Origin of the sequence: Aerococcus sp. NPDC058936 (assembly GCF_042741995.1) — a bacterium.
GTDB lineage: Bacteria > Bacillota > Bacilli > Lactobacillales > Aerococcaceae > Aerococcus.
The window spans coordinates 249,196-266,188 of the sequence record NZ_JBHYKZ010000001.1; the positions used below are offsets into that span (position 1 = coordinate 249,196).

General features: G+C 37.5%; 21 protein-coding genes. 12 read left to right on the forward strand and 9 right to left on the reverse strand.

What is annotated here, in order from left to right; all coding sequences use genetic code 11:
* The first annotated feature begins 42 nt into the window (after positions 1 to 42).
* A complete protein-coding gene (locus ACFW0C_RS01175; RefSeq protein ID WP_059134071.1) occupies positions 43 to 774 on the forward strand; it encodes a YebC/PmpR family DNA-binding transcriptional regulator in 732 nt (243 codons plus the stop codon).
* A gap of 128 nt (positions 775 to 902) precedes the next feature.
* Here the strand turns inward: ACFW0C_RS01175 and ACFW0C_RS01180 are convergent, their stop codons facing one another.
* Genes ACFW0C_RS01180 through ACFW0C_RS01220 form a run of 9 tightly spaced genes read right to left on the reverse strand, consistent with a single transcriptional unit; the run spans position 903 to position 9,419 of the window.
* Entirely contained in the window at positions 903 to 1,523 is a 621-nt protein-coding gene (locus ACFW0C_RS01180; protein WP_290490965.1) for a V-type ATP synthase subunit D, read from the reverse strand.
* A 14-nt stretch (positions 1,524 to 1,537) separates the two neighbouring features.
* Positions 1,538 to 2,959: a V-type ATP synthase subunit B gene (locus ACFW0C_RS01185; protein WP_378104627.1), complete on the reverse strand. Its 1,422-nt coding sequence runs from the start codon at positions 2,957 to 2,959 to the stop codon at positions 1,538 to 1,540.
* 12 nt (positions 2,960 to 2,971) lie between these two features.
* Positions 2,972 to 4,738 carry a V-type ATP synthase subunit A gene (locus ACFW0C_RS01190; protein WP_378104629.1) on the reverse strand — a complete coding sequence of 589 codons (1,767 nt, stop codon included), beginning with the start codon at positions 4,736 to 4,738 and terminating at the stop codon, positions 2,972 to 2,974.
* A gap of 1 nt (position 4,739) precedes the next feature.
* Positions 4,740 to 5,327, reverse strand: coding sequence for a V-type ATP synthase subunit E (locus tag ACFW0C_RS01195; RefSeq protein ID WP_378104630.1), 588 nt, complete (start codon positions 5,325 to 5,327; stop codon positions 4,740 to 4,742).
* A gap of 17 nt (positions 5,328 to 5,344) precedes the next feature.
* The gene (locus tag ACFW0C_RS01200; protein ID WP_016897006.1) at positions 5,345 to 5,650 is read right to left on the reverse strand and encodes a V-type ATP synthase subunit F; all 306 of its coding nucleotides are present in this window, start codon (positions 5,648 to 5,650) and stop codon (positions 5,345 to 5,347) included.
* Entirely contained in the window at positions 5,650 to 6,105 is a 456-nt protein-coding gene (locus ACFW0C_RS01205; RefSeq protein ID WP_378104632.1) for an ATP synthase subunit C, read from the reverse strand. Before ACFW0C_RS01205 ends, ACFW0C_RS01200 begins: the two co-directional genes overlap by 1 nt.
* Before the next feature lie 14 nt (positions 6,106 to 6,119).
* A complete protein-coding gene (locus ACFW0C_RS01210) occupies positions 6,120 to 8,063 on the reverse strand; it encodes a V-type ATP synthase subunit I (RefSeq protein WP_378104633.1) in 1,944 nt (647 codons plus the stop codon).
* Positions 8,060 to 9,103: a V0D/AC39 family V-type ATPase subunit gene (locus ACFW0C_RS01215; protein WP_378104634.1), complete on the reverse strand. Its 1,044-nt coding sequence runs from the start codon at positions 9,101 to 9,103 to the stop codon at positions 8,060 to 8,062. Before ACFW0C_RS01215 ends, ACFW0C_RS01210 begins: the two co-directional genes overlap by 4 nt.
* A complete protein-coding gene (locus tag ACFW0C_RS01220; RefSeq protein WP_378104637.1) occupies positions 9,090 to 9,419 on the reverse strand; it encodes a hypothetical protein in 330 nt (109 codons plus the stop codon). The genes ACFW0C_RS01215 and ACFW0C_RS01220 overlap by 14 nt, the downstream gene beginning before the upstream one ends.
* A gap of 224 nt (positions 9,420 to 9,643) precedes the next feature.
* On the opposite strand from ACFW0C_RS01220, the gene comGA reads away from it, so the two are divergent.
* The 11 genes from comGA to nusB all read left to right on the forward strand — a co-directional run bounded on the left by comGA (position 9,644) and on the right by nusB (position 16,862).
* Positions 9,644 to 10,663: a competence type IV pilus ATPase ComGA gene (gene comGA / locus ACFW0C_RS01225; RefSeq protein WP_378104731.1), complete on the forward strand. Its 1,020-nt coding sequence runs from the start codon at positions 9,644 to 9,646 to the stop codon at positions 10,661 to 10,663.
* Complete coding sequence (gene comGB, locus ACFW0C_RS01230; protein WP_378104639.1) at positions 10,602 to 11,681, forward strand: competence type IV pilus assembly protein ComGB; 1,080 nt, start codon at positions 10,602 to 10,604, stop codon at positions 11,679 to 11,681. The genes comGA and comGB overlap by 62 nt, the downstream gene beginning before the upstream one ends.
* A gap of 12 nt (positions 11,682 to 11,693) precedes the next feature.
* On the forward strand, positions 11,694 to 12,011 hold the full coding sequence (comGC, locus tag ACFW0C_RS01235; RefSeq protein ID WP_378104641.1) for a competence type IV pilus major pilin ComGC: 318 nt from the start codon (positions 11,694 to 11,696) through the stop codon (positions 12,009 to 12,011).
* A 39-nt stretch (positions 12,012 to 12,050) separates the two neighbouring features.
* Complete coding sequence (locus tag ACFW0C_RS01240) at positions 12,051 to 12,500, forward strand: prepilin-type cleavage/methylation domain-containing protein (protein WP_378104642.1); 450 nt, start codon at positions 12,051 to 12,053, stop codon at positions 12,498 to 12,500.
* Positions 12,466 to 12,786 carry a type II secretion system protein gene (locus ACFW0C_RS01245; protein WP_378104644.1) on the forward strand — a complete coding sequence of 107 codons (321 nt, stop codon included), beginning with the start codon at positions 12,466 to 12,468 and terminating at the stop codon, positions 12,784 to 12,786. Before ACFW0C_RS01240 ends, ACFW0C_RS01245 begins: the two co-directional genes overlap by 35 nt.
* Before the next feature lie 52 nt (positions 12,787 to 12,838).
* Positions 12,839 to 13,279: a hypothetical protein gene (locus ACFW0C_RS01250; protein WP_378104645.1), complete on the forward strand. Its 441-nt coding sequence runs from the start codon at positions 12,839 to 12,841 to the stop codon at positions 13,277 to 13,279.
* A 2-nt stretch (positions 13,280 to 13,281) separates the two neighbouring features.
* Positions 13,282 to 13,905, forward strand: coding sequence for a hypothetical protein (locus ACFW0C_RS01255; protein WP_378104647.1), 624 nt, complete (start codon positions 13,282 to 13,284; stop codon positions 13,903 to 13,905).
* Positions 13,906 to 14,062: 157 nt separating this feature from the next.
* Positions 14,063 to 15,142, forward strand: a complete 1,080-nt coding sequence (locus ACFW0C_RS01260) for a M24 family metallopeptidase (RefSeq protein ID WP_378104649.1) — start codon at positions 14,063 to 14,065, stop codon at positions 15,140 to 15,142.
* A gap of 98 nt (positions 15,143 to 15,240) precedes the next feature.
* Entirely contained in the window at positions 15,241 to 15,801 is a 561-nt protein-coding gene (gene efp / locus ACFW0C_RS01265; RefSeq protein WP_290490981.1) for an elongation factor P, read from the forward strand.
* A 23-nt stretch (positions 15,802 to 15,824) separates the two neighbouring features.
* Positions 15,825 to 16,199 (forward strand): Asp23/Gls24 family envelope stress response protein, encoded by a 375-nt coding sequence (locus tag ACFW0C_RS01270; protein ID WP_290490982.1) that lies wholly within the window; start codon positions 15,825 to 15,827, stop codon positions 16,197 to 16,199.
* A gap of 21 nt (positions 16,200 to 16,220) precedes the next feature.
* Positions 16,221 to 16,862, forward strand: a complete 642-nt coding sequence (gene nusB / locus ACFW0C_RS01275; RefSeq protein ID WP_378104651.1) for a transcription antitermination factor NusB — start codon at positions 16,221 to 16,223, stop codon at positions 16,860 to 16,862.
* The last annotated feature ends 131 nt before the right edge of the window (positions 16,863 to 16,993 follow it).

Consider the following 16,993-nt stretch of genomic DNA (forward strand, 5'->3'; position numbering starts at 1 on the left):
ATAATAACCTAGTGAAAAATTACAGGAAAGAGGGTATATGTCGTGTCTGGACATAATAAATGGAGTAAAATAAAAAACAAAAAAGGTGCAACCGACGCTAAACGCGCGAAAGTATTCCAAAAACTTTCTCGTGAAATTTATGTAGCAACGAAAGCGGGTGGACCTGATCCAGAATCAAACCCATCTTTACGTTTGGTTATGGATAAAGCAAAAGCAGCGAACATGCCTAACGACAATGTAAACCGTGCGATTGAAAAAGGTTCAAGTAACAACGCTGGTGAAGACTACGATGAAATCACTTACGAAGGTTATGGACCAGGCGGTATTGCTATTTTAGTTGAAACCTTAACTGATAATACCAACCGTACGTTAACCAATATACGTACTATTTTTAACAAAAACGGTGGTTCATTAGGTGAATCAGGTTCAGTTGCTTACATGTTTGACCGTCAAGGTTACATCGTGATTGAACGTGAAGGTTTAGACCTTGACGAAGATGAAATGTTAATGAACGTAATTGAAGCTGGTGGGGAAGACATGACAACTTCAGACGAAGTATTTGAAATTTCTACAGAAGCTTCTGACTTCACTGATGTTCGTGACGCCTTGGAAGCGCAAGGATTCAAATTAGCACAGGCTGAAATCACAATGGTAGCTAAAACAATGTTAGAACTGCCTGAAGATAAAGCCAGCCAACTTGAAAACTTGATTGACTTATTAGAAGACGACGATGATGTACAAAACGTACATTACAATACAGAATTAGCTGAATAAAGTTATTCAATACAAAAAGTGTTGGTAGTGGTTCGAAAGAAACTTCCGCCAACACTTTTTATATAATCAAAAAGACGACCTAAGTATACTGGCGCGAAACCAGCTTACAAAGGTCGTCTTTATCTTTACTACTTGCTATTTAAGATACGTTTAACCACTTTAAGACGGGTAAATTCTTCACGTTCTTTCTCTTCAAGCGCTGAAGAAATAGATTTTTGTGCACCTTCCAATTGAGGAATGGTCACGTTTTGAAGGGCATTTACACGTTTTTGCGTTTTCTGCATGTTGTTCGCTAAACGATAAGCCGCATTCTCAACTTCAGCGATTTGAATCAGCAATTCTTTTACCCGACGAAAGGCAATCCTTGCTTCATCAATAGCCACTGTATTGTCATAGAATGAGTAGGCGGGCTTCATAGGTCGAGGTTTATAGTTAATTTCTGGCACCTCTGAACCCATGACACTACGTACTTTTAATTGGATATCGTCTTCAACACTCACGTTAGTTGATGCATCATGTACACTTAAAATACCATTTTCATAAGCAGCAATTGACAATTTATGATAAGCCAACTCATAAGCCTTTTTAAGGTCATCCTGTAAGCCGGATGCCTTATTTAACAAATCAATCAACTCATTCATCAAGATAATCCGTTTACGGTCCATCAATAGATAACCGTTACGCGAAAGATCTAATGTCTTTTGAATCTGCATTAAGTTCCCCTTGGTAGGGGTGTTATTAATATCCATTAATTTTCACCACCTTATACTAGGGGCTTGTCAGTTGTTTGTTGGTTTAATACCTCATCAGCTGTATTTTTGTAGTATTTATCAAGGACTTCAGTATCCATACGTGTCAATTCTTCACGTGGGAAAATACCTAATAATTGCCAACCTAAGTCCAATGTCTCTTGGATGGTTCTTGTTTCATCTTGGCCTTGACCAACAAATTTTTGTTCGAATAACTCACCAAATTTAAGGTAAAGTTTATCAACATCCGATAACTCTTCTTCCCCGATAACAGAGGCCAAAGATTTAGCCTCGTTAGCACCAGAATATGAAGCGAACAATTGGTTAGCTACATCAGAGTGGTCTTCACGGGTAAATCCTTCACCAATACCATCTTTCATCAAACGAGATAGGGATGGTAGAATCCCAACTGGTGGATAAACGTTTTTACCTTCAATTACACGGTCTAATACGATTTGTCCCTCAGTAATATAACCAGTAAGGTCAGGGATAGGATGCGTGATATCATCGTTAGGCATGGTCAAAATAGGAATTTGCGTTACTGAACCTGGTTTACCTTTAACGATACCCGCACGTTCATAAATAGTTGCCAATTCAGAGTAAAGGTAACCTGGGTAACCTTTACGAGAAGGAATTTCTTGTTTTGCTGATGACACTTCACGTAAGGCCTCAGCAAAAGAAGTCATATCTGTTAAGATAACTAACACATGTTTACCTAAATCATAAGCCAAGTATTCAGCCGTTGTTAAGGCCACACGAGGGGTTATTAGACGTTCCATAACGGGATCATCCGCGGTGTTCACGAACATGGTTACGTGGTCCATTGCACCAGATTCTTCAAATGAACGGCGGAAGTAGTCAGCAATATCATGTTTTACACCCATTGCAGCGAATACAACCGCGAATTCTTCATCAGAATCTTCACCTAATTTGGCTTGTTTAACAATTTGGGCAGCTACTTGATTATGGCTCATACCATCACCAGAGAATATTGGTAATTTTTGACCACGAATCAAAGTCATTAACCCGTCAATTGCAGAGAAACCAGTTTCAATATAGTCACGTGGGTAAACACGAGATACTGGGTTAAGTGGGGCACCGTTGACATCACGTTTAATGTCAGAGTGGACAGGTCCTAAATTGTCGATTGGACGACCGATACCATCAAAGACACGTCCTTGAATTTCTGGGGCCAATTCAATTTCTAATCCGTGACCAGTAAATTGAGTATGTGTATTATCTAAAGACATTGAAGTAGTTGAGTCAAATACTTGGATGATGGCTTTCTCGCCTTCCATTGTAATAATTTGACCTAATTTTTCTTCGTTGCCATTCACGCGAAAGCGTACGATATCGTTATATGCAGCACCTCTAACACCGTCTACAACTACTAGAGGGCCATTAATGGAATTTAATCCTAGATATTCTATTGCCATTATTATTCCCCCTTAACCGTTCTCTTGCATTGCTTTTTCATAGAAGGCATCAATATCTTCAAAGTAGTGATCAAAATCAGCTAAATGATCGTTTGAAGTAGTGTATTTCATATTGATGACGTCGGTGAAAATACTTGATTTGTTTAGATAAGACATTGGCATACCCCATTGAATCAATGATTTAGCCCGGTGATGTAAGTATAAAATAACTTCCATCATTTTTTCTTGTTTAGCCATAGGAACTGCAGAGTCGACTTTATGGAAGGTATTTTGTTGTAAGAAACCTTCACGGAAGACACGCGCAGTTTGTAAGACTAATTTTTGATGGTCAGGTAAGACGTCAGAACCAATTAGTTTTACAACTTCCATTAATTGATCTTCTTCGTGTAAAAGGGCCATCATTTCAGCACGGTTAGCTAGGAATTTTTCAGAAACATTGGCAGTATACCAAGCACCTAAATCATCCACGTACTGACTATAAGAATTCATCCAGTTGATGGCAGGGTAGTGTCGTTTATGGGCAAGTTCTGAATCTAGCCCCCAGAAACAACGTACGAAACGTTTTGTATTTTGGGTAACTGGCTCAGAGAAGTCCCCACCTTGAGGAGACACAGCACCAATAATCGAAACTGAACCTTCTGATTGGTTTAAGTTACGCATGAAACCTGCACGCTCATAGAAAGTAGCAATACGACTAGCTAAGTATGCAGGGAAACCTTCTTCTGCGGGCATTTCTTCAAGACGACCAGATAACTCACGTAAAGCCTCAGCCCAACGAGAAGTTGAATCGGCCATGATCGCTACGTCATAACCCATATCACGGTAGTATTCAGCGATTGTTAAACCTGTATAAATAGAGGCTTCACGGGCTGCTACCGGCATGTTGGAAGTATTGGCGATTAAAACTGTACGTTCCATCAAAGGCGCATTTGAACGAGGGTCAATCAATTTTGAGAAGTCTTCAAGTACTTCGGTCATTTCGTTACCACGTTCACCACAACCAATGTAGACAATCACATCTGCATCAGCATATTTCGCAATCTGATGTTGCATAGTCGTTTTCCCAGTACCAAAACCACCAGGAATCGCAGCAGTACCACCTTTAGCGATAGGGAAGACTGAGTCGATAATCCGTTGACCAGTTACAAGTGGTGTAGTTGATTCGAAACGAGAAGCGACAGGACGTGCTTGACGGATTGGCCATTCTTGATAAGCTTTGATTTCATCAATGTCACCATTGAATCGGCGTACTTTAACCAAGATATCCTCGATTGTATAGTCACCTTCAGCAACGACTTCTACAACTTCACCAACAGTTGTAGGTGGTACCAATACTTTATGGGTAACGGCATTAGATTCTGGGATTTCGGCAATAATTGCACCACCAGAAACTTGGTCACCAACTTTAACAACTGGTTTCACATGCCATAAGGTTGATTTATCAAGCGAATCTACTTGTACACCACGTTTGATCATGTATCCAGATTGTTTTTCAATTTCAACTAAAGGACGTTCAATACCATCATAAATATTATTGATTAGACCAGGGCCTAACTGTACTTTAATCGGCATTGTTGTACCGTAAACGCGTTCTCCAGGACGGATACCCGCGGTTTCTTCGTACACTTGGATAGTGGTTTCTTTTTCATTGATGGAAATAACTTCCCCAACTAATTTGTCTTCCCCAACGTGGACCATTTCTTGCATGGATAAGTCGGTTGGACCAGCTATTTTAACGATTGGACCCGAAATTGAATAAATTAAATTTTCGTTTGCCATTCTAGTCATCAACCTCCTTGATAGTAAAGCTATCTTCGACGTTTGCTAATAGGGTAGAGAAAGAGTAGTCAATTAATACTTGACGGTCTTTCAAGACGCCACGGACGCCACCTAAAAACTCACGGTCTGAAATTTGAATATTTGCATTTGTTTGTTCTAATAAAGTTTCATGCAAACCTTGATCTGAATGGTTGATATAAACGACCAACTCTTCACGATTTTTTTCTGCATAGTCTTTTAAGTTATTAATCATCACAACTAATTGGTTGCGGTATTCATCTGTTTGCATGTAATTTTGAATCGCATCGTTGAATTCAGCGAACAGAGATTTTTTTAACTTTTCTTCTTGTAAGTACAAGTCACGTTGTAAGTGAATTTGACTTTGAGAAATGTTTTTATTCAACTCTTTACGCATATCTTTTTGGGCATTTACAAATTTTGCATCAAACTCTTGATTTGTATTTTTCACAAATTCATCATAGTCTTTTTGCAAAGTTTCTTTGTATTGATTGACTTGTTCGTCAATAATATCTTGCGCTTGTTTTTTGACTTGCGTTTCAAAATAAGCAAATTTATCTTCTAAATCCATTGCTTAAAACTCCCATTCTATAATTGGATACCGATTGCATGTTGAATTGTTTCTGCAATGGTATTGGTCGCATTTTGATATTCATTTGCACCTAAGACTGAAGTGATAAGTGGTGTTGCTTGATTAAAGCGAACATCATTTACAAGGTCTTGATTGCTTTCAATTAGAGAAGGCGAAAGATAAAGAATGCCAATACCTTTATTTGCTACTGCACGTTTAAAGGCAGGTTCAAATTCCGCAGGCTTTACAATTTCGCCTTCAATACCTACTAAGCGCAATCCAGTCAAAGTGTCTAAGTTATCGCAGATTACGTAAGCTTTCATTATAGTTGACCTAAAATCATGAATGAGATGATCAAACCGTAAAGGGCAACCCCTTCAGCAAGACCAACGAAGATTAATGAACGACCGAAGATTGAACCATCTTCTGAAATAGCACCTAGGGCAGCTGAAGCAGCAGAGGCAACGGCGATACCACCACCAACACATGATAAACCAGTTGATAAGGCAGCAGCGATGTAACCAAGTCCTGTTGCTAAACCAGCAGCTTCACCAACAGTTTCTGCAGCAGCACCAGTTGATGCTAAAGCGACTTCTGGATTGTATGCTAATACGATAGCAATTAGGATTCCAGCTACTACGAACACTACGTTAGTAGTTAATGATTTTTTGTAACGTTTTTTTGTTTTTTTGCCTGTGTAGAAGTAACCAAATGGTAAAACGAAACCTAATACGAAAGTTGCAACCATTGTCAGTTTGATTAATAATTCTGTTGTCATGTTTATTTTCTCCTTTAATCTTTAATCCAAATATTTTTAAATTCTATACCATCGCCACGATAGAAGTGACTGAAAATTTCATAAAATTCAAGACGTAAAACTTGAATTGCCACGACTAATCCTTCAAAACCAGTTACAAATAAGTTACCTAAGATAATGACCAACCAGTTAATGTTGCCACTATTTTCAGCACCTGCAAACATTAATACCACACTCATCATTGCACCATGGGAAATTGCGAACGCACCCACACGTACGAATGAAATTGAGTTAGAGAAGTAAGTTAATAGGGTTTCAAATGTTTCAAAGAAGATTGTTAATGCTTTGATCACGATGTTGTCGCCATTTTCCTCTTTATGGTTTTCCAACTTGTGAATGATTTCTTCCTTAAAAGCAATTGTGATTAATGTTAAAGCTAGGATAGCGATTAAGATGCCCATTGCTGGAATTGTGTGTCCAGACATGTAAAGGATTAACATCGCTACTAATACAAAGTAGAAAATGAATCCGGCAATACCGTTCTTATCAAGAATGGCTTCCCATTTTTCTCCGGCATTAAAGCGTTGCACAATGTTGACGATCATTGTTGCGAGGATCATGAACATACCAAAGGCAACAGCAACGATAAATACTGTATTTAAGCTTCCGAAGAAGGGGATGTCTGTCATGTGTGTCATTGGATGTAGCCATATTGCATGGATAACATCTTCAAATCCAAAGATTGATCCGTAAAGGAAACCAAAGATAGTTGAACTTAATCCAATTGGCGCTAACATACCGATAGGGCGTAATTTCTTGTTGAAGAATCCGACAAGACCTACTAGAAATAGAATGAGTCCCTGACCTACGTCTCCGAACATGGCACCAAAAAGAAGGGAGTACGAAATACCTACGATCGCTGTTGGATCAATTTCACGGTAGTTTGGAACGCCGTACATTTTGGTTAGTAACTCAAAAGGGCGGATTAGGAAATTGTTCTTCATTTTTGTAGGTGGATTCAAATGACTGTTATCATCGTCATCTTCGATATACATCGTCACATTTGGATCGTTTTTCACTTCGTCGCTGAATTTCTGCGCATCAGATTGAGCCATCCAACCGATTAATAAGTAACGTGTTTCTTTTTGTGCGAATTCCTCACGGGTAATGGCGGCAAATTTACGAACACCAAAGGCTTGAGATAAATCCATTAAACGACTTTTAGCAGCTAATAAATTAGGTGCAACTGGCGTTACCAAAGCACGCATTTTCCGTTTCAATTGGATTAACTGGCTTTCAGTATCTTCCACTAAATTTTGATATTTGTGGGTAATTTCACGGAAGCTACCACTTTCTTCAGGTAGGTAAATCCGTTCCCAAGCCAGTGAGAATAGGAGGGCATCAACACGTTGGCGCGCTTCATCAGGTGTGAAGTAGACACCGTAAACGTAATTTTCAGTTTCTTCACTCTTCACGAAGATAGCCGGCACCATTGTGTCCACATATTTTTCGAACTTACGGTAGTTTTCACGAGTGAAACGACCGAAACGGAATTTAATGTGGTTCATTTCGTAAATTTTATCTAATTTGAAGTCAATTGATTGGAAGGGTCTAAACATTAACAAGTTTTCATTTGCTTCATCATGTGCTGCTTGCATTTTAGCAATGGCTTCTCGTTCATGTTGCAAGCTTTCTTCGACTTCGTTTACTAAAGCTTTTGCTTCATCAAAGGTCATGGGTTTGTCCAAGTGAATGTCTTTACCATGCTCAACGTTTGTGTAGTCTAATAAGTTATCAATTCGTTCTTCCCAAGGTTCATAAGGGTTTGGACTTGTATAGGGACGAAGTGTTCGAATCTCTGACAACTCCTTCAACGCATTTTCTAAATGGATAGGGTAGTGGGTCAAGTAACGATCCGCCATCCGGTCAATATCGTCACGAGGACCGGTAATATTGACTAAGCGCATTTCGGTTATCATTGATTTAAACTCCTTTCTATAGGTGAGATGTTTTTATATGTAATTCGTTCGGTTAATTCTTCTAATATTAGTAGTGCACGACGACTATCTTCTAAATAATTAATAATTGCAAACATAGATTTTGGTGCTCTAATTGCTAGATGTCTTTGTAAGGATCTTAAGAATTCTTCCTCATATTTTTGAAGGGATTCCTCAGTTGATAAATGTTCAAAAATGTCACCATAACCAAGTTCAGCAACCGTAATTTCGAAGTTTCGAATATCAGGTGCTTGCAATAAACGATCGATATACTCGTCATTTAAACGATACTTGCTGTCTACTAAAGCAGATGCGACTTCGTTATCGCTTAATTGGTAGAGGAATTTCAAACGATAAATTGTAAAAATATTTAAGATATCAAAGCGGGCACCGAATAGTTTTTTAAAACCTGTTAGCGACTCACCGGTTAGATACTTTTTGCCCCCTTGCCAAATTTGTTGAATGACAAATTGGTCAAAGGCAATTTCGAATTCGTAGCGCTCATAGTCATTTTGACTAAATAAGTTACTATATTGTTGAAAAAAAGGTCCGTAAATGGTGTCAGCAAGTGCATCCACAACTGCTTTTACATCAGTTGCCATGATCAAATCTGTCGTTTTGAATCCGCGATTGTCATCAAGATAATGGGTGACTGGACTCATGATGACGGTTGTTTCACCACGATTTACGACGGATCTTAATGTATGTTTGATAAACCAAGCCTCAAAAAACATTGCATATCGCTTTAGGAAAGCACGTTGTTGTAAAGAGGCAAATCGATATATCTTTAAAAATTCAAAGAAATTGCCGTAATTAAGCATCAACTCAATATCTTCTCGCGAAGAGACATCAGTCTTTAGGACTTCTGCAGCCTTTCTATAAGAAGGATTTTCAGTGATCAATGCGTACAATTCATTTAATGTACGAATATCCCCATGAGCTTCAATTTTCTCACTAGTTAGTAAATGCTTCCGCATACCATGAATTTTTGTGTCTATAGCAGTATAGTTATCCAATTTCATCGACTCCAAGCTTTTTAACTTTTTCCATGAACTCGTCTACATAAAGACCGTGTTCATTGTCAAGAATATCTTGAATGCGTTGCATTTTGCGGGAAAATTTGGCAGTAAGATTACGAGAAGTCTCATAGTCCTCAGAACTAAACGATTCTTTTGTTGTTTCGATTTTTTTAGCATAAGCATCATTAGCCGCTTGTAAAAAATCACGTTTCTTGTCATCAAAAGATCTTTTAATTTTCATTTTTTGATCTTGAACCGTATTCTCCGCATCTTTAGCCGCATTTTCAATTTGATATAAACGATTTACGATGTCATCCATTGCAGTTCCCTCCCTTTTTGTAGTGCCAATTTAACGGCCTAATTTAAAGTATATCATTTCAGAAAATTTTCAAAATTAAAACGGGGACCTATCATGCAAAAGTGCGCAAAATTTTGAGACGCGCTTATTTTTGCATATTATTTTTATTTCGCAAGCGACTTTTTAAGAATTCTTCGTATAAATTATATGACCTGAAAATAAATGGAGGTGGTAGGTTGAAAGAAATGATAGACAAGATGATTTCGATGGCATTATTAAAACGGTCCGATGATATCCACATTCTCCCAGAAGGACAGCAGTATCATATTTTTTTAAGAGACGGTCATCAATTGATATTGCAGGAAACTCTTGAATTTGAAACGGGGAGTCAGTTTATTCGATTGTTAAAGTACATGGCAAATATGGATGTAGGTGAGAAACGTATGCCCCAAGATGGTGCTATTGTTTATGACCTGGCAGACGACAAAATTGAATTGCGATTATCGTCAATATCTAATTATCTCATGCATGAATCTTTAGTCATCCGCGTTTTCCATGATAAGGTGACCACTGATTTTAAATCCAATCACTTGAATCAAGCAGCTTATGACACCATGAACAAATATATGAAACGCAAAAGTGGTTTGATTATATTTTCGGGCCCAGTTTCTTCAGGGAAAACAACGACCATTTACCAACTGCTCAGGAATGCCTATCAAGAAAAAGCTAGTCAAATTATTACCATCGAAGAGCCCATTGAAATTAAAGAACCCACTTTTTTGCAAACAGAAGTAAATGAAAAGGCGGATATTACTTATGACCGTTTGCTGACGGCTAGTTTGCGTCACCATCCAGATATCATTCTAATTGGTGAAATCAGAAGTGAAGAAACAGCGAAAATGGTGATCCGCGCTTCACTGACTGGTCATCTGGTTTTAGCTACTATTCATGCTAAAAATACTTTTGGTGTTATCGGACGATTGAAAGAATTAGGAATCACTAACGAACAATTGGTTCAGACCTTACTATTAGTTGTTGCTCAAAGGTTGGTCCCTCTTGTTCTTGATCCAGAAATTATTGCAATTGAGAAATTAGCCTTATTTGAGTTACTACACGGTGACCAGCTGAGTGATTTCATTTTAAAACAAAACTATCCAAATGATTTTAAATCACTAAATATACAATTAAAGGAGGCTTATGATCATGGCTACATTACCCAGTCCAGCATGGAAGAATATCAATTGGAAACAATTAGCGAACACTGAAATTACCAACACTTGGCAACCGCAGTTACAGGCGACTGTACTTTTATATATCGCAGAAATGCTTCAAGAAGGCTTTCCCATGCTTGAAATATTTGCTTTCTTAAAGACTATTTTTCCTAAGCAAGAAGTGACTTTTGGCAAAATGGCTGCCGGTTTCTCCTCTGGCCAGTATTTTCACCAAGTTATACATGAAATGAAAATTAAGGGTAACGTAGCTTATCAAATTCAAGTCGCAGAAGCTTACGGAAATTTTGGTTTAGGGCTAGAAACGATTGCTAAGTACATTGAAGAACGTGATCAACAGATGCAAAAGCTAAAAGGGGTGATGCTTTATCCAATTGCTTTAATAGTGTTAATGATTGGCATGTTATTTGGCTTACGTATATTTCTTTTGCCACAATTGGCTTCTATGTCAGTGGGTGAGGGACAGGGGTTACTGAGTTTTTTATTGATTTTCTTACAAGAGCTGCATTGGATAATGATAGGGTTTTTAATTATGCTTTTAGTCATACTCATCGCCTATCTTATATGGAAGAAGCGGACCAGCCCATTAGTAAGGGCAAGGATATATGTCAAATTACCAATGGTTGGGAAATTATTTAGGCTCTATTATACCCAGTTTTTTGCCTATGAATTTAGTCAACTTTTTAAAATAGGCTATTCAGTGCGACAAATCACTGAGTCGTTAATTAAACAAAATGATGTTGCATTCTTACGAGCTTTTGGTGAGTACTTAGACGAAAGATATTATCAAGGTGTGTCATTTGCGGATAGTTTAACAGCTGCCGATGTGTTCACCCGGGAATTTCCAGCAATAGTTATTCAGGGAGAATTATTAAATCAATTGGCGATTAAGACAAGGTTATATAGTCAGAGGGTTTTAAGACTGTTATATCAAACCATTGATCAACGCATAAAGATAGCACAATCCATTTTGTTTTTGAGTGTTGCAATCTGTGTGGTCATGGTCTACTTAATTTTAATGTTACCAATGTTAACGATGTTAGAAACAATTTAAGGAGGAATTATTATGAAAAAAGTATTGGTTAAGTTTATTCAAAAGGGTCGTAGAAAAGAAGGTTTTACGCTTATAGAAATGGTTCTGGTCTTATTTATTGTGGCAGCCTTGTTGCTTTTAATTATACCAAACATGTCCAAACAAACAAAAAATGTAGAGTCTAAAACTAACGCAGCTTTAGTCGAAACGGTTGAAACGCAGAAGGAATTATATTTACTAGACCACGATGGAGCAAGTGTCACGGCGGAAGTACTAGCAAACGAAGGTTATATCACCCCTGATCAATTAGAAAAATATAATGCTATTCCAGCAGAAACTGTTACCCCTTAGGAATTATTAACGTCATCATTTTAAGAGGAGTAGATTTTGATGAAAAAACATACTAAGAAGTTGGGATTTACTCTTCTGGAAATGATACTTGTTTTATTTGCGCTGTCATTATCATTAATACTTGCGGTCCCATATGCAAAAGACGCTATTGTCCGTTATGAATCAAAAGTAATGATGCGTAATGTCATGCAACACTTTGAATACGTGCATAAAATGACGATAGTTAGGAAAGGGATTCATTTTGTGACTTTTTCAGGTAATACAGTGGAATTTCGAGCTGATCTATTACGGCCTTCGCCAGGAGATGCGACGTTTGTTTTTCCAAAAGAATCTAAGTTTGTACATTATAAAAGATTTGAATTTTCAACGTCAGGAACTGTTGGACCACAAACGATAATCTTAAGAACACCAACGAAGTATTATGCAATAGTTTATCAATTCTCTGGAGGCCGTTATGTTATTGAAGAAAAAGAGCCAATTGATTCATAATGTTAAGAATAAAAAGTGGAAACATGGGTTCATGCTCATCGAATCTATTATTGGACTGTCTTTAATGGGGGCTATGGTCCTACTCCTTGTCATAAATCAGCAGATGCAACTTGAAAACCTAAGACGAAGTGAAAGGGCCTTAAGTCAAAGTCGGGAACAGTTTCATCAATTAAACGCTGTTCAATTTGGGACAAGCATACATGAAGGGATAGAAATCAATCTGGAAGAAGGTAAATTGGAGGATCAGCGGGATGGTCATTTCACAGAATTTAAGATCCAAGGATAAATTAAATAAGCGGAAGTTAAAGCTGACTAAGTTAAATCTAACTAAGTCAAATATGATGAACAAAAGATCCGGATTTACTTTATTGGAAATGATTTACGGGCTATTTTTCTATGCGCTTGTTCAATTTACCTTTCTGGCTGTTATAGGGACAGAGATGAATATATATAGCCGATATGAAGTGATGGCCTACGATGACTTTGATGTTTTCTCCAACCAATTTTTGACAGACCATACGCAAACGGAACTGGTTAAATATACTGCAAATACCATTTCTCTCAAAGAAAATAACAAGGTTGGTACTTACCGGTTTTATAAAGATAGCAAAGGGAACTTCTGGATTAGATATTCTTTAAATGGTGGATACGAGCCACAAATTCCAAACGCAACTGGTCTCACAATCCAAGAATTAGGCAATGGGAACTTCCTGTTTAAAGTGAAGCTATTCGATGGTAAGGATTATAAAATCCTTTTACCTTTAGTAAAGAAGGGTTGATAATGAAGAAAAGTGGTTTTGTCTTATTTACCGCATTAATGTATATGTCGATCTTAACCTTCATCTATTTAGTTAACTTAAATATGTACAGTAGCCAAGTTAAAATGAATGAAGAGATTAACATATCCTATAAAGCACAAATTATGTCTCGTCTGGCGGTGGAGAAAGTGATCGCTCAGAAAGATAAAGTAGTGAATAGCCAATTAATTTCAAAGAATCAGCCGTATAAGCCGTCAGATAGTAAAGAAGCGGATACGTCCTCCTCATTAGTAGAAAGTGATGCAAAACTTTTGCCGGATGAGAACAATGAAATCATAAATAATCCTGATCAAGCTAGTGTTTCAGAACATGAACCGGATAGTGACGCTGAATCGGGCAATCATGTGGATATAGAAAATACCGAACCAGATGTTAATTTAGCAACACCAGATCAAGTAAAAGAAGTAGAGAACGCTACTCAATCTTCAATATCATGGACCGACGGCAAGTGGGCTATGACCTTTGACCAAGGACATGTGTCAGTTGAATTAAAAAACAAGGTTTTTAACACAACTGTATTTATTGTAGAAAACGGACGGCAATATAAATATAATAATGTCCCTCATGACCAAAGAAATCAGGAGTAAATAGCTGGGGTACTGGGTATAAAGTGAGCAAGAATATTGATAGATACCACGTTGAATAAAGCTCAGTTTCATTAAAGACTGATATATGCTATACTTATTGAGCTATAAAAAGTGATTCTATTTAGAGAGATAGATTAGTCAATATGAGGTGAAAAGTTTGGAAAAGAGAATAAGTGCTTTGCAAGAAAGCATGGCAGCTGAAGGTATTAATGCTTACTATGTCACTGACCCATTTAATTTAAGATATATTTCTGGTTTTACTGGCACAAGTGGTACAGCATTAATTACAGCAAATAATGCTTACTTCATCACAGATTTTAGATACCGGGAACAAGCGAAAGCACAGTGTGCTGGCTATGAAATTATCATTGCTGGTGGATCTGCAGCACATACTAGTCCATTAAGATTCGTTCAATCAGTAGTGGCCAATGAAAATCTAGGCCAACTTGGTTATGAAGAAGAATTTATGACAGTGGCCAAATTTGATGAGTTAGAAGATATCGTTTCTGCTCGCTTAATCCCAGCATCCGGAATGATTGAGGCTTTACGTCAAACCAAAGACCAAGAAGAAATTGCGATTATTCAACGGGCATGTGAAATTGCTGATGCAGCTTTCGACCATATCTTAGGCTTTATTCAAGTTGGAATGACTGAAATCCAAGTTGCAAATGAATTAGATTTTTTTATGAGAAGCCAAGGGGCGAGCGGTGTTTCTTTTGAGACAATTGTGGCATCAGGATACCGCTCTGCAATGCCACATGGTGTGGCCTCTGATAAAGTGATTGAAGCAGGCGATATCGTGACTATGGACTATGGTTGCTACTATAAGGGATATGTTTCTGACATCACGAGAACCATTGCAGTTGGTGAACCATCAAGCAAGATGAAAGAAATCTATGATATTGTTTTCCAAGCGAACCAACTAGTCAATGAGCAAGCAAAAGCTGGTATGACTGGTGAAGAAATGGATGCTATCGCACGTGACTTTATAGCTAGCCATGGTTACGGTGATGACTTTGGCCACTCACTTGGACACTCTATTGGTTTAGATATTCATGAGTCACCAAATGCAAGTATGCATAATAAACAACCACTAAAAGAGTACACGGTTATTACAAATGAGCCAGGCATCTACCTAGAAGGTGTTGGTGGGGTTCGTATTGAAGATGACCTCATTTTGACAGAAGATGGGAATGAAATTCTTACACATTCTCCTCGTCACTTGATCATCGTGTAATTTTACGTAGATGAGAGAATGCATCCGACTTTTTGAGCCAGGATGCATTTTAATGTGTTATAATTTTAGTGAGATTAAATTTTTTAGGAGATGTAAATATGATTACAACAAACGATTTTAAAACAGGCTTAACTATTCAAGATAATGGTAATTTATTCCGTGTTGTAGAATTCCAACACGTTAAACCAGGTAAAGGGTCTGCTTTCGTGCGTTCAAAATTAAAAAACTTACGTACAGGTGCATTATTAGATAAGACTTGGCGTGCAGGTGAAAAAGTAGAAACTGCTCATATCGAAAATCGTGACATGCAATACTTATACGCTGATGGCGATACTCACGTATTCATGGATAATGAAACATATGAACAAACTGAAATTCCAGCAAACCAAATTCAAGACGAATTAAAATTCATGTTAGAAAACATGGAAGTTAAAATCATCACTTTTGGCACAGAAGTATTAGGTGTTGAATTACCTAAAACAGTTGAATTAGTTGTTAAAGAAACAGAACCTGGTATCAAAGGCGATACTGCTTCAGGTGGGTCTAAACCTGCTACTATGGAAACGGGTGTAGTTGTTAACGTACCATTCTTTGTTAACGCTGGTGACAAATTAGTAATCAATACTTCTAACGGTGGAGAGTACATTTCACGCGCGTAATTTGAGATAAGGAGTGAACGACAATGGCTGATAAAATTGAAGCATATAAGCATAATCAAGTGCAAGCTACCGGTGCAATTGAAATTGCTCCTCAAGTAATCGAAAATATTGCAGCAGCGACTGCCTTACAAAGTAAAGGTGTTCGAGCAATAAAACGTGCTAACAAGACAATTCAAGATGTTTTCCAACGCGATGCCGGAGTAATTCTTTATCAAAATGATCGAAATGAAATGGTATTAGATATGTCGGTAGAATTATATTTTGGAACTGCTGTTATTGCAGTTGCCCAAAATATCCAATCACAGATAATTGACCAAGTGAAGTACATGACAGATATCACGATTGATGTGGTAAACGTTCATGTGACAAACTTGTATATGGAAAAAGCAAGTAAATAAATCGTATTAAGGGGAACAAGTATGAAATTAGGGTTATCACAAATTAGAGAACTCGCTGTATTAATATCTTATGAGCAAGAGTTCAATCCACAACTTTCTTTGGAAAGTGCCTTCAATCATATCTTACAAAACCACAAGAAATTGGGTCAAAAGGTAAATTTTGAGGAATTAACTGAAGAAGAATTTATTGAGTATGAAAATCATGCAATCAAGTTGAAAGATAGTATTGAGAATTTTTCAGCTAAAAATCATTTTGATAAATTTCCGGATGTTACTGAAGATGTGACTGTTCCCGCTTATTTACGTACATTAGTAGAAGGTGTTAAAGCGAATCGCTTTGAGATTGACCAAATGATTGATAAACATATCCATGGAAATTGGTCAGTGCAACGACTAGAATTAGTGAATCTACAAATTCTACGAGTGGCTGTGTTCGAATTACTATTTACCGATGAAAAGACGGTTCCTCGTGTAGTAGCGGTTAATGAAGCGATCGAATTAGCCAAATTATATTCGGACGACCGTGCGCGTAAATTTATTAATGGAATCTTATCAAATGTCTTAGCTGAACTAAAGGCCAATGCCAATGGCGATGTTAAACCAGTAGAGACTGTTGATATTGATTCCATTGAAGAAAGCGAAACAGACTTGGGCAGTGAATAGTCAGTTGAATAATCGTGTTGAGTGCAAGAGACCGGGACCAGAGTCCCGGTTTTTTTAAATGTATATAGGTATAATTTAATTATATTGCCACTACAAGACTGTTATTATGGCTCAACTTTCGATATACTTGT

What these genes read in the sequence shown, in the direction of transcription:
- ACFW0C_RS01180 (WP_290490965.1), bottom strand. Translation starts at nt 1,523, where the DNA reads ATGGATATTAATAACACCCCTACCAAGGGGAACTTAATGCAGATTCAA.
- ACFW0C_RS01185 (WP_378104627.1), bottom strand. Translation starts at nt 2,959, where the DNA reads ATGGCAATAGAATATCTAGGATTAAATTCCATTAATGGCCCTCTAGTA.
- ACFW0C_RS01190 (WP_378104629.1), bottom strand. Translation starts at nt 4,738, where the DNA reads ATGGCAAACGAAAATTTAATTTATTCAATTTCGGGTCCAATCGTTAAA.
- ACFW0C_RS01195 (WP_378104630.1), bottom strand. Translation starts at nt 5,327, where the DNA reads ATGGATTTAGAAGATAAATTTGCTTATTTTGAAACGCAAGTCAAAAAA.
- ACFW0C_RS01200 (WP_016897006.1), bottom strand. Translation starts at nt 5,650, where the DNA reads ATGAAAGCTTACGTAATCTGCGATAACTTAGACACTTTGACTGGATTG.
- ACFW0C_RS01205 (WP_378104632.1), bottom strand. Translation starts at nt 6,105, where the DNA reads ATGACAACAGAATTATTAATCAAACTGACAATGGTTGCAACTTTCGTA.
- ACFW0C_RS01210 (WP_378104633.1), bottom strand. Translation starts at nt 8,063, where the DNA reads ATGATAACCGAAATGCGCTTAGTCAATATTACCGGTCCTCGTGACGAT.
- ACFW0C_RS01215 (WP_378104634.1), bottom strand. Translation starts at nt 9,103, where the DNA reads ATGAAATTGGATAACTATACTGCTATAGACACAAAAATTCATGGTATG.
- ACFW0C_RS01220 (WP_378104637.1), bottom strand. Translation starts at nt 9,419, where the DNA reads ATGGATGACATCGTAAATCGTTTATATCAAATTGAAAATGCGGCTAAA.
- comGA (WP_378104731.1), top strand. Translation starts at nt 9,644, where the DNA reads ATGATAGACAAGATGATTTCGATGGCATTATTAAAACGGTCCGATGAT.
- comGB (WP_378104639.1), top strand. Translation starts at nt 10,602, where the DNA reads ATGGCTACATTACCCAGTCCAGCATGGAAGAATATCAATTGGAAACAA.
- comGC (WP_378104641.1), top strand. Translation starts at nt 11,694, where the DNA reads ATGAAAAAAGTATTGGTTAAGTTTATTCAAAAGGGTCGTAGAAAAGAA.
- ACFW0C_RS01240 (WP_378104642.1), top strand. Translation starts at nt 12,051, where the DNA reads ATGAAAAAACATACTAAGAAGTTGGGATTTACTCTTCTGGAAATGATA.
- ACFW0C_RS01245 (WP_378104644.1), top strand. Translation starts at nt 12,466, where the DNA reads ATGTTATTGAAGAAAAAGAGCCAATTGATTCATAATGTTAAGAATAAA.
- ACFW0C_RS01250 (WP_378104645.1), top strand. Translation starts at nt 12,839, where the DNA reads ATGATGAACAAAAGATCCGGATTTACTTTATTGGAAATGATTTACGGG.
- ACFW0C_RS01255 (WP_378104647.1), top strand. Translation starts at nt 13,282, where the DNA reads ATGAAGAAAAGTGGTTTTGTCTTATTTACCGCATTAATGTATATGTCG.
- efp (WP_290490981.1), top strand. Translation starts at nt 15,241, where the DNA reads ATGATTACAACAAACGATTTTAAAACAGGCTTAACTATTCAAGATAAT.
- ACFW0C_RS01270 (WP_290490982.1), top strand. Translation starts at nt 15,825, where the DNA reads ATGGCTGATAAAATTGAAGCATATAAGCATAATCAAGTGCAAGCTACC.
- nusB (WP_378104651.1), top strand. Translation starts at nt 16,221, where the DNA reads ATGAAATTAGGGTTATCACAAATTAGAGAACTCGCTGTATTAATATCT.